Genomic DNA, 16,014 nt, shown 5'->3' on the forward strand with positions numbered 1-16,014 from the left:
TGGTCAGGATCGCTCCGCGATCCTTGATCGCGTCGCTCCGCGACGCGATGTCGACTTCGCTCCGCGAAGTCGAGGGGCGGGCTGGAGGGTTGGGGGGCGTCGGTTTTCGGGTGCCTGTTTCAAGATCGAATGGTTCAAGGAGCTGTGCTCCACACCTTCGGTGCGGAGCACAGGGGGTGAGGGTTCGTCAGAGGGTGTACGGGGAGCGAGAGATGGCGGTGGGTTGGGGGTTCTCTTTGTGTACAGAGGGAGTTGACGTTTTCCCAGGTCAGGGCGGTTTCCAATGGCGTTATCTGCCATTCCAATGGCTGTTTCGGCCATTGACCTTGCCTATAGGCAACATCGGTTACAGGCCCAGACCGTGACACAAAGTCACCATCCCACAACCCCCGTGAACCTGACCCACCACCAGGCCGGATGCCGCAGGATGAGGGGATGACACACCCGATACGCACTGTCCGTGAAGCGCGCTGCCCCAGCTGCAGGGAGACAGCCGAGATGATCCATGTGCGAGTGGAGGGCAATGTCGATGTTCGACGCTGCGGCGAGTGCACCGCCGAGGTTGAACTGCAGCTGCTCGTCTACGCGAAGCCAAGCGAGGTCACACACCCCGGAGCTGGGTGAGCACTCATCGCCAGCCTGCGCAGGACGACCACCACCAGGACCAGCGCGAGCCTCTCGGCCCGTGCACAACGCTGCTTCCAGCTCAACCTATCCAGGGCCAGAGCCAAGTTGCGCAGCTAGCCCTTCCCTCCTTGAAAGTGCGGCCCGTCAGCTTCGCACCACAGAAGAGGAGAGAGGCATGCCCACCCAACAGGCCCCCGAGGCGGCACAGCAACCAAGGCCCCGCCAGAAGAACGCGTACGCAGAACTCCGGATCGGTGGCACACGCATCACCACCACCCGCCGGACCTTCCGAACCACCGTGCAACTGGTAACGCTTGGATTGGCAGTCCTGGCCGCAGCCGAACTGAACCTCATCTGACCCCAACGGTGGGTGCCCAGACCAATCGGGCACCCACCCGACGAACTCCCCAGTCCCGCACGGCCCCACGTCCAACACCGCCGCCCGCGACCGGACGGCGACCAGGCCCCAGCCGCTTCGTCGAGGAACAGGCCGCTGCGGGGCGCGCAATGGCGCGCCGAAGCGAGGCCGGCGGCTCAAGGTACTCAGAAGAAACGGCTCTGAACCCACAGGGTGACGAGGCTGACGGCGCCGCTGCCGATCCCAGTTGCCGCGCCGTGCAGCACCTTCTCGTACACCGCGCGCCCGTGCCGGCGGTGCCACTGCTGCGCACAACGGCGTAAACGGCCGAGCAGGTTGTCAGTGGGAACGGCTACCTTGTTAGTGTCCATCGTGGAACTTCCCTTCAGATGTCTCGTGGTGGAGTTCGTAAGGGAGCCCCTCCTCAACACCAGGCCTAGGAAACTGACCATCCCCTCGTAGCGTAGAGACCGTGGCTGCAGGGGAAGTTGGGAGTCATGGCGGAGAAGAGGCGGAAGTTCGACGCGGAGTTCCGTGAGGGGGCCGTGCGGATCGTGACCGAGACCGAGAAGCCGGTCGGCGAGGTCGCGAAGGACTTGGGGATCAACGAGACGACGCTGGCGAGCTGGGTCTCACGGGCCCGAAGGGCTGGCAGGGCCGGGACCGGCCAGGCGGTGGACAACGACGAGCTTGCCCGGCTGCGGCGGGAGAACGCCCAGCTCAGGAAGGACAACAAGGAGTTGTCCATGGAGCGTGATGTCCTCAAACGCTGCATGGTCATCTGGGTGAAGTAGCTGTGGCGGACCCGGCGGCTGTCGTCGGGGTGATCAGCGACCAGAAGACCGAGCACAAGATTCCGCACCGCACCTCCTGCCGGGCACTGGGAGTGTCGGAGGCGTGGTTCTACAAATGGCGTCGGCGCCCCGAAAGGGCGACCCAACGGGAGGTCAGGCGGGCTGAGTTGGAGGAACGGATCCGGGACTTCTTCGACCGGTCCGGCCGGACGTACGGCTCGCCGCGGATCACGCTGGACCTGTGGGAGGAGGGCTGGCAGGTGTCGCAGAACACCGTCGCCGAGATCATGGCCGAGCTCGGCCTCCAGGGCCGCAAACCGCCCCGAAGACGCAGGTCGCTTACCCGCCAGGGCACCCGGAAGGCCGCCCCTGACCTGGTGCGACGTGGGTTCGACGCGGTCGCGCCGGACGTACTGTGGTGGGGCGACATGACGGAGATCGAGACCGACGAGGGCAAGCTCTACCTCGCCTCCGTCCACGACGCGTTCTCCCGCCGGACGCTCGGGTACGCCATGGGATCCCGGCACGACACCGAGCTGGTCAGCGCCGCGTTGAAGATGGCGATCACCACCCGCGGCGGTGACGTGGACGGCGTGATCTTTCATACCGACCGTGGCTCGGAATACACCAGCGAGGCGTTCCAACAGCTCTGCGGCCGCTGGGGCGTGAGCCAGTCCATGGGGCGCGTGGGGTCGGCGCTGGACAACGCCGCGGCCGAGTCGTTCCACTCCGTGCTCAAGGTCGAGTACGTCCACCGGCACCGTTTCGCGACCAGGGCCGAGGCGAGGATCAGGATCGCGACCTGGATCACGGACTTCTACAACATCAGGCGTCGCCACAGCGCGGCCGGCGGGCAGCCGCCCGTCACCTTCGAGAACACCATTCGAGAAGCACGTGGCCACACCGGTCACCAGGACCAGGCTGCATAACCAAAGTCTCTACGAAACCAGGGGATTGACAAACCGAGTTGAGGTGGAGCTCCCTTTGCGCGTGCACGAGTCTAGGCCCGAGGACTGACAGCCTGCGGGCACTCACAGGTAGCTTCGTGCGTCGGAAGCGGCTGAAAGCCCAGCTCAGATGCAAAGACCAGCCAACGAATTTGCGGTGCGACCGCAGTGACAAGGGAGCCATGCGGTTCGCCGAACTTGCCGCCGACGTACAGGATGCCGTCCTCAATAGCTCGTTCAGCCCGTGCGCTCCCGGTACCGGCGCTGGCACGCGTCGAGGAACTGCCGCCCTCCGAATGGCGGTCCCGGAGCCGGGATCCATCCCCGACGGACAACCAGACGGGACGCTTGCGTGCCGAGGCCGGCAGACCTGAGCCATCCCGACCAGGATCCGGCAAGTGCTGCTGAATAATAGAAGCCCTGAAGTCCCGCAAAACCCAAGGTTTTTGAGGGACTTCAGGGCTTCTTGCCGTCCGCCCCTGCCAGCGCGGCACACTGCCCGCGGTGCCGATCACTACCGGAGGAATTGACATGGAAGAGGCCCTGCACAAGGTCATGGCCAAGATGCACCGCCGCCGGGACAAGGGGCGCGGCATGACGGCCCGGGAAGTCGCCGACTACTCGGACCTGTACAAGAACCACCAGCTGATAGAGCTCGGCTGGAGGCTAGCCCAGATGCGAACACACGACGGGCTTCGCATAGCCCGAGATAGCGACGGCGACTTCGAACTGGTCGAAGCCGAGGAGGAGTAGGACCTCACCGACACGTCTGCGTCTCGATGTTGCCGGGGCCATTTTGGATGGCCACCGTTGCTTCGTCCAGAAGCGCGAACGGACCGTTCCCGTCTCCCATTAGGCGCGCTGCCGCCGTGTGCCGCCGCCGGTTCCGTTTAGGGGGATCAGAGTCTCAAGGTGTGCGCCCTTGACCCAGGAACCCAGCAGGTCACGGTGCATGGCCACGATGTCCTGCCGCAGAGCCAGCCCGAGCGCCTCCCTGGTGAACGCGCGGCAGGTAGTGACGTACAGGGCGACGTCCGCGCCGTGCTCGGGGCGCGCGGTACCGACGAATTGCTGCATCTCGCGCGAGGAGACGCTGCGGTGCGGCGCGTACTTCTTGCATTGGATGATCAAGCGCCGGCCGTCGGCGAGGTAGGCGGTCACGTCTGCGCCGAGGTCTCCACTCTTGCCCGTGACCTCGACTTGGCGGCAGCCGTCCCGGCGGCACAGATCGGCGACGTACTTCTCGAAGTCTTGCCAGGAAAGCGCGTCGACCTCCGTCATCGACAGCTCCCGTGCCTTCGCCTCCTCCTGGGCGCGCCACTGCTGGTCCTCTCCGACTGCGCTCCGGTGCGCCCGCAAGAGGCCCCAACCGACCCCACCCACCACGGAGACGGCTAGCACGGTCACGAGGACGGGCCACACCCTCGCCCAATTCCCCGCCACCCACACCACGACGATGACCGTCGCCATGGTGCCCCAACCCTGCACTTGCCTACGCGTGCGCTTCCTCATACGCCGGCGCCGCCGTCGCGCTGCCATCACTCCCCCACTCCCCCTGCACTCATGATCTGCAGTGTCAAAGTCCTCCCCACCGCTGGCAAGAGGGCCTCGCCCGCCCAACACCACCAAGGTCATCGGTTTCGGAAGGTAACCGCCGCTGACCCGAGGGGTACATGTACCGGTGTGCCCAGAGTCCAGTGGCCGCGCATCGTCGATCGCGCCGCCAACATCGTCACCAGCTACAACGACGTCGGTGGCTGCACCCACCGCCAGGTCATCCAGCACTCCGAGGCGTTGATCACCTGGGCCACGATCACGCTCATGACCCGTTGACTCACCCGTCGGCCGAAGTCGTCAGCCGTCCGGAGCCAGCTCGCACAAGCCGCCTGACCTGCAGAATCCAGACTTCGAACCACACATTGAAGCCCCAGGAGGCGTTCTCGTGGACGACGCGACACGACAAGCGGTGCAAGCCGCCAACCGACTACTCCACCTCATCGAGGCTTGCGCAGCCGACCCCAGCGTCAGTCCAGATCTCGACGCCCTCGCGTTCCACGCCATCGCCACACTCGAATCCGACACTGAGCTCCAAGACCAACTCCCGCCCAGCGCAGCCGCGTTGCGCGAAGCCCTCGCTGAACTCAGCGAGGCCTGCCACACCGCGAACCTTTCCCTGGCCCAAGCCCTGGACCTTCTCCAACGCCAACACCCCGACCTGGCCCTGGCCGCTGGCGGCACCGGAGTCCGCTGCACAGCCGCAGGCGACAACCAGGACCTCTGCGAAGGCCCTGAGGAAGCCGTCCGCCTCAAGCCCCTGACCGGCCCATCCGTCACTGGATGCGTGCTACACGGCGGGCGATACCTCGCCAGCCACCACGGCTGCACCATCGAACCGGGCCCGGACCACCGGCCCGAACACCACCCAATTCTCGACACAGTCCGCCGATCACTTCAGATCCGACGCTGAAGATCTCCAGCAGAGAGAAGCTTGAGTCATCTTGGCCGAGGGTTCAGAAACAACTTCTCACCGGAACATGAAGTCGAGTCCGAAGTCGTCGAGCCCGACGACGATCTCAAGGGCTGTCTCGGCCGCCTGAAGCCGCTCATCGTCCGACAGCGCGCCGCAGAAGGCGTACAGGCCAGCCGGGCCGAGCCCGCAGTGGTCGTACTCGGCGGCGATGCTGCAGAACGCTGCCGACGGCTGGAACGGGGCATCGGCGCGCTCGGCTCCCTCCAGCAGGATCCACGGCAACTCTCCGTAGTTCTCGGAGGTGATCAGACACGCCCAGCCGACGAGCACGCCCGCGGTCGACGGGTCGCCGGCCACATGCGCCAGCAGCTCCTGCTGGCACTGCGCGCACTTGTCTAGGACCGCGTCATACAGCTGCGCGACCAGACCGACAACAGCACCATGCTCCTTCTCCTCGTCGGCGGTCGGCGGAAACCACCGCCGCCGCGGCCGGTGAACATGGTCGGTACTGAGAAGGATCCTGGCCACGAAAGCCCTCCGAGATCTTGGACGCCGCCCAAGCCTGCCCATCGTCCCGGGGTCCAGGCCTCGGCACCCGCACATTCACCCAGCAGCACTCGCACGTGTAACGGAATCCGGGCAGCTGGCACCGCAACGGCACCTTGGACTGGGTACTCCCCAGCCGCATTCAGGGCCTCGTACTTTGCGAACGAGCGACGGGGCGGGGCAGTGCCAGCTCAGGATTCCGCCCTGCATCGCCGCGTTCGACAAGGCAGGGCGGGGCGGAGTAGTCCTGCTCTTCTACGCGTTGCATGTCCTCTGGGCAGGCATGGCAGACGTGGCTCCATTACGGGATCGGTTTCCGCGCGGATCCAAGCGCGCCTGGATCTCGTCGGCGAAGTCTGGTCCGGGAATGGGGAGTTCGCAGTCGGGTTCCCGAAGGTATCCGACTGCGACGGCATTGGGCATGTAGGCCATCAGCTCGTTGACTACGGCGGATCGTCTTCCGGGAGTCCCCCCGGCAAGGCGGCGAAGGAGGCGCAGGAACCAGGTGGCTGCCCGCGAGCGGCTGTCCTGGATTTGGCTGTGCCACCAGCGGGCTGTTTCGTCCTCTCCGAGTGCGAGGTGGTGGAGGTAGAGGCAGTATGCGGCGGCGCTCTCCCCGGCGCCTGCTGCGTACTGCCACCAGAAGCGGGCGCCGTCGTCGGTCTCTGTGAGTTGGAGGAGGCAGGCGAGGATCACAGCGCTTCCCGGTTCGGGGAGCTCGTCGGTGATGAAGGCCGTGACGACTGAGGCAGGAGTTTGGGCGATGAGGGCTTCGCACAATACGCGCAGGTCCTGCGCTGCAGTGGAGTTGGCCAGTTCGATGGCGACTCCAGGGGACACTGCTGACTGGACCTGGGGAGGGCTATCGGCGGGGGGGACGGTGTCCTTGGGGACTCTGGGTTCTTGCACGAGTAGAGCCCTGGACAGCATCTCTTCGAGAGGTGTCATGAGGTGGGTCCTCCGGTCTCAGGCAGCGGGCGGATGACACGCTCCAGGTTGCGTTTGGCGTGGCGCTCGTCAGACCTGATGGCAGCCAGTGGTACGCCGAGCAGGTTCGAGGTTCTTTGGGGGGTGAGGCCGCCCAGGTAGCGCAGCACCATGACGTCGAGTTGGGCGTCGGGCAGCTTGCTGATGGCCTGGAACAGCTGCAGGCTCTCGCTCAGCTGTTCAGCGCAGGCTTCGAGGTCAGCGCCTTCCTTTTCCTTGAGAGCGACGGTGTCGAACGCGGCCATTTCCAGTCTGGGGTGTCCGGTGTCGTCCATGGCTCTGGCCATGACGGTGGAGCGCAGGATGAGCCAGGCGAAGCGGCGAGTGTCGGGGCTGGAGAGAGCCTCGTTGAACGACAGCCAGAGGATGGCGAATGCGTCTTCGATCGCCTCCTTGCAGGCGCCTTCAGTGAGGAAGGCTCGGGCGTAGCGGCGGTAGTCCAGTTCCACCATCGAGCGCAGTGCGTCGAACTCCAGAGGGGGTCCAGGCCGTCTGGTGGTGATGAGGGTGTGCCGTTCGGTGGAGCCTTCGATCCAGTCGCGGCTCTTGCCTGCGTCGAGGGCGGCTTGCTGCCAGAGTCTGTACAGGGGCCAATGCGGCGCGTTCAGTTCGCTGGCCAGGCGGTGGAGGACTTCCCAGCGTGGGTAGTGGCCCACGCCGCGCATCAGCTCGGAGAGCTTCGACTTGGACAGCGGAACCCTCTCACTCAGGTCGATGAGAGTTCGGCCGCTGTCGAGGTGTCTGTTGCGGATGGGTCCCAGCCACGCGCGGTGGAGGGTACCGACGTTGGCAGCGATGGGGCCGAGTTTGCGGCCGGGGCGCGATGGTTCAGGACCGCGTGCCGCCGAGGAGTAGTTCGTCACGGGGCGCTGTCCTCCTGGTCGGGGACCGTGGCCACGCGATGGCCGGAGGCAGGCGTGGTCCGTGAGCGGACGGTGCTCACGACCTGCTGCACGGTCAGCCCGAGCACGGGGGCCAGCGAGGCGATGACTGCGGCGTGTCCCATCGCGGTCATCATCGCGCTCCAGCCGAATACCGTCAGCGCCAGTGCCAGCGCCGTTGCTGGCACTATCTTCTTGCTGCTCATCACTCTCCTTGGTGCCAATGCCGCAGCCATCCGGACCACGTCAGGGATTCCTCAACAAGCAGGTGCCGAGCCGCTGATGAGGGGCACTCAGAATGGACCGAACGAAGCACGCATTGCCACGTGATCAAGGAATTGCGGAACATTAGGTTTCGCAGAGGGCTCGGTCAGCGTCAGGAATTGACCGTTTGCCGCACTCGCCGCGCACGCCAGATTGGCGGGCTGGTGAAGTTCCCGGATTGTCCTTGCAATCGCTTCGGTGAGCGAGTCATATGGACGTGAGACACCTTGGTGTCGCCTTCCATCCGGAAGAGGCGCGTCCCCGTGCCGAACAGGGGGGCCCGCACAGATCGTTCCCCGCCCGGCCCGAGCTGGGGGCCGGGCGGGGAACGAGTCCCGCGAAGGGACTCGGCGACCGTAGCGTGCGCCACTGACAGACGGGCCTCATGCACGTCCTCCTGCGCCCTGGAGGACTGCAGGTGAGGCAGTGCCCACCATCCGGTTGTGCGCAGCGAGAGTCTCGCGGTGCAAGGTCTGCAGGGCTTCCAGGTCGGAGGCATCGCGCATGCGGTAGGTGGCTCGAACGGCCTCGGACGAGGGTGGTGATCATGTCCTTCCTCTTTGGGCTGGGGTGGCCGCGTCGGGCCGGCTCTACATGGTGGGCGGTCAGCCCAAGCGGTCCACGCAGCGTGGCCCTTAGGGTCAAAGACGTTGGTCTATCGGGGAGTTGATGCGCGTGGCACGCGTGGTGCATTTCGTCGTTCCGGTCTAGGTGGACGATCCGGGCCGGCCGTCGGGCGGGAACGTCTACGACCTGGCGCTCTTCGAGGAGCTGCCGCACGCCGGGTGGCAGATCAACGCCCTGCCGGTGGGCGGGAGTTGGCCACGTCCGGACGCGGCCGCGCTGCGCACTCTCGCCCAGGCCCTGGCTTCGCTGCCCGACGGGGCCGTGGTGTTGTTCGACGGGCTGATCGGCTCGGCCGCCCCCGACGTCCTGGAGGCGGAGGCCGAGCGGCTGCGCCTGGTCGTCCTCGTGCATCTGCCACTGCGGGATGAGACCGGCCTCGCACCCGAGGTCGCGGCCGCGCTCGACGCCGGAGAAGGACGGGCGCTGCGCACCGCGGCCACGGTGGTCACCGTGTCCGAGTCGACCGCGCAGCGCCTCGCGGCCGAGCACGGTCTCCCGCTCGACGTGGTGCACGTCGCCGAGCCCGGCGCCCGCATCGCCGACGCCGCCTACGGCTCGACCGACAGGGCCTCGGAGCTGCTGTGCGTCGCGTCGATCACGCCCCGCAAAGGGCACCTCGTCCTCGTCGAAGCGCTCGCCGCACTCGCCGCGCTCGCCGACCTGCCCGCCTGGCGGTGTCGCCTCGTCGGGCCCTTTGGAGACCCGGCGTACGTCGCCCGGGTTCGTACCGCGGTCGAGCGGCACGGCCTGGCCGAGCGGATCACCCTCGACGGGCCGCTCGCGGGCGCGGCTCTCACCGCCGCGTACGCGGCCGCCGACGTGACGGTCCTCGCGACCACGGCGGAGAACAACCCCCTCGTCGTCCGCGAATCCCTTACGCGCGGCTTCCGGTGATCGCGTCCGACGTGCCCGGCGGCGACGTGCCCGCCTGGAGCCGCGCTCTGAAGGACTGGCTCACCCGCGCCCCACTCCGCGAGCAGCTGCGCGCCGAGGCCGGCCGTCGTCTCACCAGCCTCCCGTACTGGCACCACACCGCCGCCGACGTCGCCCGCGCCCTGAACGGCGAGACTGCTGTGCACCCGAAGTGGCCGACGGTGTTCACGATGCCCTACCCCTGGCCCCCGAAGGTGAGCCACTGACCTGCAGCCCTTGCGCCGCACGGTGTCCGGATTTCCGGACACGCACATGGCCGGCCTCTCGGTGCCGGTCACGGACAATGGAACACATGAGCCAGATGGGACCCTGCGTCTGTTGCCAGCAGCCCACTCCTCGTTACGGGCACGCCCTCGTCAGTCCGTACTGCCCGACGTGCGTCGAGCTGTGGCGTGACGAGGTCGCCAAGCTGCAAGCGCAACTGAAGCAGATGCGGGGCGGGCAGTAGCACTGAGTTCGGGAGTACCCGTCGCCGTCCGAATGGGTCGGCCAGGCCCGGCGAGCCGACGCATCCCTGCCGAGCGAAGTTCTGCCACCTGGGAAAACGGGCCCCCAATCCCCCAGACGATCTGGGGGATTGGGGGGCGCGGTGATCAGTTCAGTGGCGAGTTCGGTTTTTCGTCGACGAAAAAGCGAACCATTCTCGGGTGCAAGTCCCGTCTGCTAAGGCAGTTCCTCGACCTCGATCGCCGGATGGACCTTGTGAAGCTCGCTGGGCCGGGTGGTGAGTACGGGCAGGCCGGGGCGGCGCAGGGCGAGATGCGCTACGTGCGCGGAGGCGATGTCGACCTGGCACATGGTGGCGAGCTCGGCCGCTGCGAGGGCGGTGGGCTGGTCGAGGTCGTGGAGCTGGAACGCGGGGGCTTCGAGGGCCTGTTCAACCTGCTCGCGGCGGGCGGCGGTGAGGTCGTGTCCGACGAGGCCGGCCGCGAGCGCGGTGGTGGGCACGTAGAGGGCCTGGACCTTTTCGACCGCGACGTAGACGCGGGCGATCATGTACGGGTTGCCCTGGGCGAGTTGGCGGACTGCGCTGGCGTCGAGGATGTAGCCGCCGATCACGCGGCGCCCTGGGTGTCGGTGTGCTCGTCCTTGTGCGCGGTGGTGCGGGCCCAGCTCAACGCCTGCGCCCACTGCGAGGGGCTATGTTCCTCGGCATCGTTCGCCCAGTTCCTGATGACGCGCTCTGCGCGCTCGTGCCGGGCGAGGCGGCCTTCGACGGCTTCGCTCACGTACGCGGAGACCGAATCGATCTGGCCTGCTTCCTGGAGCTTCCGGATCGCAGCCGCGAGCTCTGGGTCCAGGGAGATGGTGACCCGTTCCTTCGACATACCGGCAGCATACGGGCGTATGCGCTGCGTAAGAAGGGGTGGGCGGGCCCTCTGCGGTCCTACACCGCCGTACCGGGCGTTTGGGCGAGGCGCCGCAGGGCGCGGCATGGAATGTCTTCCTCCACGCTGATGCCCAGACAGACGAACAGCTCCATATCCCCCTTCTGCATCGCGACCGCAGCCCGTGCCGTGTCCTCCTGGTCGGGGTAGATCCACAGGCTGACTCGCCCTCTGTCATCGAATGCGGCCATGTCCAGGAAGCCCTGCCGCTGACGAGGGGTCTTCAACTCGAAGCGGACCGTCAGATCGAACCTGCGGGGTGCCCGTCCCTTGAGATGCAGGAGAACCTGCTGACGGTCGGACGGGACCGCCCAGCGGGCATCGATCGTGGTGCCCGTGGTCTGGAACTCGGTGACGTCGAGCGAGGCCTCTGTGTACGCCTCGTCAAGCCCCTCTACCGCATCTCCGGCAACGGGCACCATCACCATCAGGTGGGGGCCGCCCACCACGTGCAGTGGGAAGGCCTCGGCGTCGATCACGGCTGTCGGATCGCTCATTGATCGAGTTTATGCAGCTCGCGGCCCGTCTCGGAGGGCACTTGCGCGAGGAGGTGGCGTACGTCGTGGTGCTCGTTGTCGTTGGCCGGGAGGCGGCTGGGCGCGGCGCGGGCTTTACCGCACGCGGACCACGGTGAGCACCACGTGCCTCGTGGTGCCGGCCAGGACTTCGACGACCAGGCCCTGGCCGGTGGTCACGTACGCCACGCCGTCCGGTGTCCGCGCTCGTCGTCCGGGGCCGGACGCAGCGATGTGCCGGGCCACTGCGGCGGAGACCGGAGCCGACAGCGTCTGCGAGACGACCCGCGCCCCGTCCCCGAGCCGCACCACCACCTTGCTCGGCCGCGTTGGCGGTCCGAGGTAGCCGACCACGACCGCGTCCTCCGTGTCCGCGTGCCGGACCTTGACCCAGCTCCGGCGCCCGCCCGGGTACGGAGACGTCGCGCGCTTCGCGACGATCCCCTCGATGCCCTGGGCCGGGAGCTGCTCGTACCAGGCGAGCGCGACGTCTCTGTCGTCCGTCGCCGGCACCGCCTGGATCGGCGGCGGCACGTCGGCGAGGACGTCCAGGAGCGCGGCTCTGCGCTCCACGTACGGCCGGGCCCGCAGGTCTTCGCCCTCGAGGGCGAGGCAGTCGAAGACGGCGAAGTGCGCGGGGTACTGCCGCGCAAGGTCGGCCGCACGCCGAGGAGTTGAGGCCGCGCGGGCCTGCACAGCGGAGAAGTCGAGCCGCCCGCCGATCCACATGACGGCTTCGCCGTCCAGGACGGTGCCGGGGCGCAGTGCGTCCATGCCGGCGACGGCGAGGTCCATCCATGCGGCGGTGACGGTCCGGCCCGAGCGGGCCTGGCAGCGTACGGAGTCGGCGTCGCGCCACAGAACGAGTCGGTGGCCGTCGAACTTCGGCTCGAACCACCAGCCCGATCCCTCCGGGAGACGAGGCACGGCCCTGGCGAGCGCGACGTCGATGGGATACTCCATCCCGTCAGACTGCGGCGTACCTCCTGGCGGCGCTCGACGGGCTACTCCCCCTGCGGGTTGCGCCTCACAGCTCTCCTGTGATGAACGGATATCACGGACGTCTTCAGGCAGAGCTGTGAGGTGGAGCCTGGTGGGTGTGATCGGAGCCGCTCAGCTGCGCTGCATCGCCTTGAGGTCCTGGAGCGTCAGCTCGGGTGTGCCCCTGGAGCTCTTGTCCTGGGCCCAGGCGAGGATCGCGGGGTGCGCCTTCTCGTACGGGACGCCGGCGGCCGTGTTCCGCCCGTCGGTGGCGGCGAGTTGGGAGAGGTAGGCGGCGAGTGCGTGAGGTCCGCCGCCGTTGTAGCCGAGGTTGTAGCCGGTGGCCTGTTGTTGGGGCAGGAGGGACAGGACGCCCTTCTCCGTGCGAGCCCAGAGTCCGTCTCGGTCGGCGATGAAAGGGACAGGACGCCCTTCTCCGTGCGAGCCCAGAGTCCGTCTCGGTCGGCGATGAACCGGCTGAAGACATCTTCCGGGCGCAGAGCCAGTGGGGCGTAGGTCGAGTACGTCCACTCGTCGGTGCCGCTGCCGCCGTGCCGGAAGTGTGAGGCAACGACTGGCAGTCCGTACTCGGGGTCGTAGTACGTCTGCAAGCAGCTGCAGCCCGAACCTGCAAGGGCGGAGGGGCTGTTCGGGTCGTCGCTCACGCACGCGTGGAACAGCTTCGGGATTTCGTCCCTGGCCACGAGTGTGCAGTGCAGGGCGTTGGGCACGCAGCGCTGCAGGCGGCCCAGCCACTCCCGTGCGCAGCGGGACTCGCCCTCGATGGTCACCGGGGCGTTCAGCGCGTTGGTGGCGACGCTGCGGTCCGGCTCGGTGTACACGACGAAGTGCATGAAGCCGGTCGTCGGGTCGGTCAGGTTCAGATCGCGGTGCTGGTAGGTCAACTCGGCGCTCCTGGGTGGAAGTTGGGACCGGGACATAGTGCCGGGCCACCTTGACCGTGCCCTACCCAAACAGCGCAGGCCAGAGCGTCTCCAGCCAGACGGGTGCGCTCCGCTGGCGTGACGGGCTACTCGGGGTGTGCGTCCGCAGGAGCGGGGTCGGCGGCGGGAAGACGGTAGGCCAGCACATGTGCGTACCGCCGCGCCTCGGCCGCCTCGGCACCACTGCCTGCTGCGGCACGCCGCAGGACACCGAGGATGTCGTGCGCTTCTTGCAGGGTCAGCAGCGGCAGGCGCCGCAGATCCTCGGGGGCGTAGTCGCCGAACTCGGCCTGGTCCTGGTCCACTCCCAGGCCAACCGCTCTACACGCGGCAGGGTTACGTCTGATCGCGGTTCTGCTGGTGCGACTTGATGGCGTCGTGCCCAGATGAGGTGGGCCGCACACTCTTTGCGTGGGCCCCCTGTTCGGCCTGGGCGACGTTGTTGTCCGAAGGGCCGGACCTGTCTGGCCGATCCCGATATCGTGCGGCTGTATGGACGCCCCCAGGCCCTTCATCACCGAGTCCGAGCGCGACGAGAGGCCGGTGTGCGGGATCTGCCCCTCGCTCCGCCTGCCTCGTGACGAGTTCGTCGTCTACGACCGGCCGAACCGCGAGTGCCCGTTCAACCCCGCCGACGGTTTCCGCTACGCCCCTGAGGGGGCTCCGGCCTGCGTCCACCCCCACAAAATCGGGTTGGAGCCGGACCGCGTGGCGCCGGTGTGCGAGCCGGAGCCCCTCGAGGACGGCGCCGCGGCTACAGCGCGGGGGCGAAGCCGATGGCGCTTGTTTGCCCGCGGTCGGTGACTCCGATCGACTCGTACTTGGCGTCCAGGATGCCCCGGCGCCGCTCGGCCTCGTCGGCGTCGATCCAGTACCGCTCTGCCACCGGCCCGAACGCGGCGCGGTACGCCTGGTGCGTGTAGTCGCCGCTGCGCCAGGGCGTGTTGTTGATGTGCTCATTGACCGTGCTGTGAACGAAGGGGTGCCCGGTGCGCTGCTGGATCCGGGACAGGGCCGTGATCTGGGCGCACAAGGCGTGGCAGGTGACGTCGACTGGCACCGGCACCGGGATCTCGGCGGCGAGCTCGTCGCCGGTGGCCTCGTAGACGGCCGACTTCAGGGCCATGACCTTCAGGGCGTCGGCCAGGAGGTGCTCGGCGTCGCGGGCCACGCTGTAACGGCTGATGAGCGGGCCGCCGTAGAAGTCGTCCCAGTCCGAGGAGTACTTCGCGCAGCCGTCGAGGACGGCGCTCATCTCGGGGTCGCCCAGCCACGTCTCGTGGATTTCACGGGCCCGCTCGGCGATCAGCTCGGGGGCGGGCCGGGTCAGAGTCAGGGTCACAACTGCCTCCAGGGGCAGGGGAGTTGGTGCTGGCGAGGTTCAGTGAACGCCGCTGCGGGCGCCGTGAGGAGCTGCCAGACTGTCAACCAGTTGTCTGCCAGTTGTGAACCAGGACCGAGAGCGGCCGGACATGACGATCGCAGAGCGCATCCGTTCCGCCCGCGAGGCCCGTAGGCCGTACCTCAGCCAGGCCCGCCTTGCCGACGAGCTCTCCCTCGCCCGCTGGGGGAAGGTTGGGTTCCTCGACCGCCAGCAGGTCTACCGGTGGGAGGCCGGCACTCGTATGCCGCAGGTCTGGCTGCCGTACCTCGAAGAGGTCCTGCTCGTGGATCTGTCCGCCGAGGACAATGAGCCGGAGCACGTCGATACCGTGACCTCGGTGATGCGACTGGGAGGCAGTGACGTGGACCGTCGGCAGTTCCTCACGGCTTCGGCCGCCGTCGGCCTGGCCGCCCTCGACCTGACCGATGCGGAAGCGGTCGCCCGCCGCGTCGCCCGGCCAGGACCCATTCGCGTCGGCGCCGGTGAAGTCGCCGCGGTGCGGACGATGACGACCACGCTCGGCAACGCGGCCTCCGAGCTCGGCGGCGGGCACGCCCGGCACCTTGCCGTCCGCTACCTCACCCTCGACGTGCAGCGGTGGCTCAACGGCCGCTTCACCGAGGCCGTCGGCCGTGACCTGTACGCGGCCACCTCCGAACTGGTGCAGCTCATCGGCTGGATGGCGCGCGATGAGGGCATGGACGGTCTCAGCCAGCAGTACCACCTGCACGCCTACCGGCTGGCCGCAGAAGCCGGAGAGAACGAGCTCGCCGCGACCGCCTTGCGGGGCATCGCCGAGCAGGCGGTCGATCTGGGCCACGTCCCCACCGCCGTTCGGATCGCTGAGGCCTGCGAGCAGCGCGGACGTCGGCTCCCCAATCCCAAGGCTGTGGCGTACTACAGCACCACCTATGCGCGTGCGGCCGCGGCCGACGGCGACCGTACGACGGCCTCCGCCATGCTCCATGCGGCGCAGACCGCGATCGAGCGGGCGCCGGCCAGGCCAGGGCAGACCTGGGCGAGCCACTACAGCCACGGCCGGTGGGCCCATGAGGCCGGGATGATCCACGCGCGCATGGGCGACCTCGCAGCCGCCGAGGAGTACCTTCGCGTATCGCTCGACGTGCATGGCCTGGACCGGCGGCGCACCCGCGCGATCGTCCTGGCCGACCTCGGCCACGTGCAGCTCAAGCGCGGCGACACAGCCGAAGCGCTCTCCACCTGGGGCGAGTTCTTGGACTGCGCCGACGGCGTGCACTCCGTACGCATCAACGACGGCTGCAGCAACATCGCCGCCCGCCTCCCCCTCATCTCCGAAACCGCGGCGAGCCGCTGCCTCGCTCAGCGCCTGGCGAGCCGAGCCTCCGC

The 16,014-nt window shown here is 67.8% G+C and carries 21 protein-coding genes; 10 read left to right on the plus strand and 11 right to left on the minus strand.

Annotated features, from left to right (window positions below; translation table 11 throughout):
- The first annotated feature begins 802 nt into the window (after positions 1-802).
- Positions 803-985, plus strand: coding sequence for a hypothetical protein (locus tag QIS99_RS31175; protein ID WP_282517109.1), 183 nt, complete (start codon positions 803-805; stop codon positions 983-985).
- A 185-nt stretch (positions 986-1,170) separates the two neighbouring features.
- Here QIS99_RS31175 and QIS99_RS31180 read toward each other — a convergent pair whose 3' ends face one another.
- On the minus strand, positions 1,171-1,356 hold the full coding sequence (locus QIS99_RS31180; protein ID WP_282517110.1) for a hypothetical protein: 186 nt from the start codon (positions 1,354-1,356) through the stop codon (positions 1,171-1,173).
- Positions 1,357-1,482: 126 nt separating this feature from the next.
- Between QIS99_RS31180 and QIS99_RS31185 the strand changes: the two genes are divergently transcribed.
- From QIS99_RS31185 to QIS99_RS31195, 3 genes are all read left to right on the plus strand, one after another.
- A complete protein-coding gene (locus QIS99_RS31185) occupies positions 1,483-1,779 on the plus strand; it encodes a transposase (RefSeq protein ID WP_282517111.1) in 297 nt (98 codons plus the stop codon).
- 29 nt (positions 1,780-1,808) lie between these two features.
- Positions 1,809-2,708: an IS3 family transposase gene (locus tag QIS99_RS31190; RefSeq protein ID WP_408909668.1), complete on the plus strand. Its 900-nt coding sequence runs from the start codon at positions 1,809-1,811 to the stop codon at positions 2,706-2,708.
- A 549-nt stretch (positions 2,709-3,257) separates the two neighbouring features.
- Positions 3,258-3,479 carry a hypothetical protein gene (locus QIS99_RS31195; protein ID WP_282517112.1) on the plus strand — a complete coding sequence of 74 codons (222 nt, stop codon included), beginning with the start codon at positions 3,258-3,260 and terminating at the stop codon, positions 3,477-3,479.
- A gap of 99 nt (positions 3,480-3,578) precedes the next feature.
- On the opposite strand, the gene QIS99_RS31200 is transcribed toward QIS99_RS31195, so the two are convergent.
- The gene (locus QIS99_RS31200; RefSeq protein WP_282517113.1) at positions 3,579-4,196 is read right to left on the minus strand and encodes a restriction endonuclease; all 618 of its coding nucleotides are present in this window, start codon (positions 4,194-4,196) and stop codon (positions 3,579-3,581) included.
- 213 nt (positions 4,197-4,409) lie between these two features.
- Between QIS99_RS31200 and QIS99_RS31205 the strand changes: the two genes are divergently transcribed.
- Positions 4,410-4,559: a hypothetical protein gene (locus QIS99_RS31205; RefSeq protein WP_282517114.1), complete on the plus strand. Its 150-nt coding sequence runs from the start codon at positions 4,410-4,412 to the stop codon at positions 4,557-4,559.
- A gap of 109 nt (positions 4,560-4,668) precedes the next feature.
- On the plus strand, positions 4,669-5,193 hold the full coding sequence (locus tag QIS99_RS31210; protein ID WP_282517115.1) for a hypothetical protein: 525 nt from the start codon (positions 4,669-4,671) through the stop codon (positions 5,191-5,193).
- Between the two features lie 57 nt (positions 5,194-5,250).
- Here the strand turns inward: QIS99_RS31210 and QIS99_RS31215 are convergent, their stop codons facing one another.
- The 3 genes from QIS99_RS31215 to QIS99_RS31225 all read right to left on the minus strand — a co-directional run bounded on the left by QIS99_RS31215 (position 5,251) and on the right by QIS99_RS31225 (position 7,816).
- A complete protein-coding gene (locus QIS99_RS31215) occupies positions 5,251-5,724 on the minus strand; it encodes a hypothetical protein (RefSeq protein ID WP_282517116.1) in 474 nt (157 codons plus the stop codon).
- A 962-nt stretch (positions 5,725-6,686) separates the two neighbouring features.
- Entirely contained in the window at positions 6,687-7,592 is a 906-nt protein-coding gene (locus QIS99_RS31220) for a sigma-70 family RNA polymerase sigma factor (RefSeq protein ID WP_282517117.1), read from the minus strand.
- Positions 7,589-7,816, minus strand: coding sequence for a hypothetical protein (locus QIS99_RS31225; protein ID WP_282517118.1), 228 nt, complete (start codon positions 7,814-7,816; stop codon positions 7,589-7,591). The genes QIS99_RS31220 and QIS99_RS31225 overlap by 4 nt, the downstream gene beginning before the upstream one ends.
- 769 nt (positions 7,817-8,585) lie before the next feature.
- Here QIS99_RS31225 and QIS99_RS31230 point away from each other — a divergent pair.
- From QIS99_RS31230 to QIS99_RS31240, 3 genes are all read left to right on the plus strand, one after another.
- The gene (locus QIS99_RS31230; protein WP_282517119.1) at positions 8,586-9,395 is read left to right on the plus strand and encodes a glycosyltransferase; all 810 of its coding nucleotides are present in this window, start codon (positions 8,586-8,588) and stop codon (positions 9,393-9,395) included.
- Entirely contained in the window at positions 9,392-9,640 is a 249-nt protein-coding gene (locus QIS99_RS31235) for a hypothetical protein (RefSeq protein ID WP_282517120.1), read from the plus strand. Before QIS99_RS31230 ends, QIS99_RS31235 begins: the two co-directional genes overlap by 4 nt.
- Positions 9,641-9,726: 86 nt before the next feature.
- Positions 9,727-9,882 carry a hypothetical protein gene (locus QIS99_RS31240; protein WP_282517121.1) on the plus strand — a complete coding sequence of 52 codons (156 nt, stop codon included), beginning with the start codon at positions 9,727-9,729 and terminating at the stop codon, positions 9,880-9,882.
- 215 nt (positions 9,883-10,097) lie between these two features.
- Here QIS99_RS31240 and QIS99_RS31245 read toward each other — a convergent pair whose 3' ends face one another.
- The 6 genes from QIS99_RS31245 to QIS99_RS31270 form a co-directional block, all read right to left on the minus strand.
- A complete protein-coding gene (locus QIS99_RS31245) occupies positions 10,098-10,493 on the minus strand; it encodes a hypothetical protein (RefSeq protein ID WP_282517122.1) in 396 nt (131 codons plus the stop codon).
- Positions 10,490-10,762 carry a ribbon-helix-helix protein, CopG family gene (locus QIS99_RS31250; protein WP_282517123.1) on the minus strand — a complete coding sequence of 91 codons (273 nt, stop codon included), beginning with the start codon at positions 10,760-10,762 and terminating at the stop codon, positions 10,490-10,492. The genes QIS99_RS31245 and QIS99_RS31250 overlap by 4 nt, the downstream gene beginning before the upstream one ends.
- A gap of 59 nt (positions 10,763-10,821) precedes the next feature.
- A complete protein-coding gene (locus QIS99_RS31255) occupies positions 10,822-11,319 on the minus strand; it encodes a hypothetical protein (protein ID WP_282517124.1) in 498 nt (165 codons plus the stop codon).
- A 114-nt stretch (positions 11,320-11,433) separates the two neighbouring features.
- On the minus strand, positions 11,434-12,300 hold the full coding sequence (locus QIS99_RS31260; protein WP_282517125.1) for an ATP-dependent DNA ligase: 867 nt from the start codon (positions 12,298-12,300) through the stop codon (positions 11,434-11,436).
- A gap of 1,048 nt (positions 12,301-13,348) precedes the next feature.
- A complete protein-coding gene (locus tag QIS99_RS31265; RefSeq protein ID WP_282517126.1) occupies positions 13,349-13,567 on the minus strand; it encodes a hypothetical protein in 219 nt (72 codons plus the stop codon).
- Between the two features lie 449 nt (positions 13,568-14,016).
- On the minus strand, positions 14,017-14,604 hold the full coding sequence (locus tag QIS99_RS31270) for a hypothetical protein (RefSeq protein WP_282517127.1): 588 nt from the start codon (positions 14,602-14,604) through the stop codon (positions 14,017-14,019).
- A 130-nt stretch (positions 14,605-14,734) separates the two neighbouring features.
- Between QIS99_RS31270 and QIS99_RS31275 the strand changes: the two genes are divergently transcribed.
- On the plus strand, positions 14,735-16,014 hold a 1,280-nt coding region (locus QIS99_RS31275), incomplete at its 3' end, for a helix-turn-helix transcriptional regulator (protein WP_282517128.1).

Source organism: Streptomyces solicavernae (assembly GCF_029968095.1).
Taxonomy (GTDB): Bacteria; Actinomycetota; Actinomycetes; order Streptomycetales; family Streptomycetaceae; genus Streptomyces; species Streptomyces solicavernae.